Source organism: Sphaerisporangium sp. NPDC049002 (assembly GCF_040649355.1).
GTDB lineage: Bacteria > Actinomycetota > Actinomycetes > Streptosporangiales > Streptosporangiaceae > Sphaerisporangium.
In genome coordinates this window covers 1-1,856 of record NZ_JBEZFH010000423.1, presented here as the reverse complement: position 1 = coordinate 1,856, position 1,856 = coordinate 1, and the positions used below count along the sequence as shown (strand labels likewise).

Sequence of the window (1,856 nt, the reverse complement as noted above, 5' to 3'; positions counted from 1 at the left end):
CGAAGGACGTCGCCGTGGCCCTGGCGGGCGCCGCCGCACGGCTTGAGCACTATCGCGGACACCTCGGCAGGCTCGACCCGGTCGGGCACGCGCGCCGTGCCAGGGCGGGCAACACCGAGGCGATGGCGCGTATGGCCCGCTACGTCGAGCAGTGGCGGGCGCGCGTCGAGACCGACTGGGACCGTGTCCTGATGATGGAGGAGGCCAGGCCGCTCCACGGAGCCCTCGTCGGGACCTTCCTCGACCTCGGCGGCCCCGGGGACGCCCTGGCCGCGTCCGAGATGGCCCGCGCCCGCGCGTTCGCCGACCTGATGAGCGGCGGCGGGCGGCGGGCCCCCGCGCTCACCCCTGCCCGGATGGCCGCGCTGCTGGAGCAGTACGGCGGGCCGGTCGTGGAGTACTTCCTGCACGGTGACAGGCTCATCGTCTTCGTGGCCCGGCCGGACGGCACGATCGAGACGGCAGACCTGCGGGTGGACGGCGGCGCGCTGCTGGGGTGGATCGACGAGCTGCACCGCCGTCTCAGGGCGGAGACGGTCGACCCGGTGCGGTCGCGGGAGCTGCTGCGCCTGCTCGGCGGCGTCCTGTGGGATCCGGTCGCCAGGTGGCTGCCCCGCGACGCCGAGACGGCCGTAGCTCTGGTGCCCCACCAGGAGTTGCTGCTCGTGCCGTTCCACGCGCTGGTCGGCGCCGAAGGGCGTCACCTCGCCGAGCGCCACACCACGGCGGTGCTGCCCGCCGCCTCGATCCTGCCCGCGCTGACGGCCCGGCGTACGGGTGTGCCGGCGGGGCCGCCGACACTGTGCGCGCTGGTCGACCCCGAGCCCATGCCCGGTGGCCTGCCGCCGCTCCCGCTGCTGCGCGAGCGCTTCGGCGTGGTCGGCGACCTGTTCGCCGGGGCGCAGGTCCACGTCGGTCCCGCCGCGACGCGGGCCGCCATGGTCGAGGGCGCGGCCGCACGGCCCTCGGTGCTCTGCCTGGCCACCCATGCCCAGGCGCTGCCCGAGGATCCCATGGCCTCCTACGTCGCGCTGGCCTCCGGCGCGCTCAGGGCCGACGCCGTGCTGGAGCTCGACCTGCCCGCGCGGCTGGTCGTCCTCGCCGCCTGCGAGACCGGGGCGGGGCGGGCGACCGGCGACGGGATCATCGGGCTGAGCCGGGCCTTCCTCGCGGCAGGACCGCTCGCCGTGCTCATGACCCTGTGGCCCGTGCGCGAGCGCGACAGCCTCCGCGTGCTGCGGCGCTTTCACGACCTGCACCTGAACGGCGGCCTCGGCACCGCCCAGGCCCTGCGGGCGGCGCACTGCTCGCTGCTCACCGGTCGCTCCGGCGATCCGCAGGGCTGGGCGGCGTTCACGCTGTTCGGCCTGCCCGACTGACCTGTTCGCCTGTTTTGGGAGGTATCAAGTGACCGACCCCGGGTACGCGGTGGAGGCACGGGTCGACCTGGTCGCCGAGGAGACCCTCCAGGGCGCGGGCACGCGGTTCACCCGTGAGGCGGGGGCCGTGTTCGGCCGTCCCATGGTCGTCGCCGTACGGCCCGGCGACCTGCCGCCCGAGGTGGCGGCGGCGCGCGCCGCCGGGGGGTGGTCCTACACGCAGGTGCTGTTCCCCTTCGACCTGGAGGAGGCTGCGCCGGGCCTCGGCTACGTCGAGGCCGTCTTCGAGGTCGCGCTGGACGACGGTGACGTGGTCGCGCGGCAGCTCACCGCCGTCCGCTACGACGACCCCGAGGCTCTCGGCACCCTGACCACGTTCGGGCCGCACCAGCGAGAACCTTTCCCCAGCTCCGCGTGAGGGCGGCCAGGCCCAGAGCCCCACCGCCTACCGCACCCATCCCCAGCAGCACCGTGGCG

The 1,856-nt window shown here is 75.4% G+C and carries 2 protein-coding genes; both read left to right on the top strand.

Going from position 1 to position 1,856, the window contains the following annotated elements; translation table 11 throughout:
* Positions 1–1,379, top strand: a 1,379-nt coding sequence (locus AB0B89_RS36205) for a CHAT domain-containing protein (protein ID WP_358562243.1), incomplete at its 5' end; no start/stop codon positions are given.
* 28 nt (positions 1,380–1,407) lie between these two features.
* Positions 1,408–1,797: a hypothetical protein gene (locus AB0B89_RS36200; RefSeq protein ID WP_358562240.1), complete on the top strand. Its 390-nt coding sequence runs from the start codon at positions 1,408–1,410 to the stop codon at positions 1,795–1,797.
* The last annotated feature ends 59 nt before the right edge of the window (positions 1,798–1,856 follow it).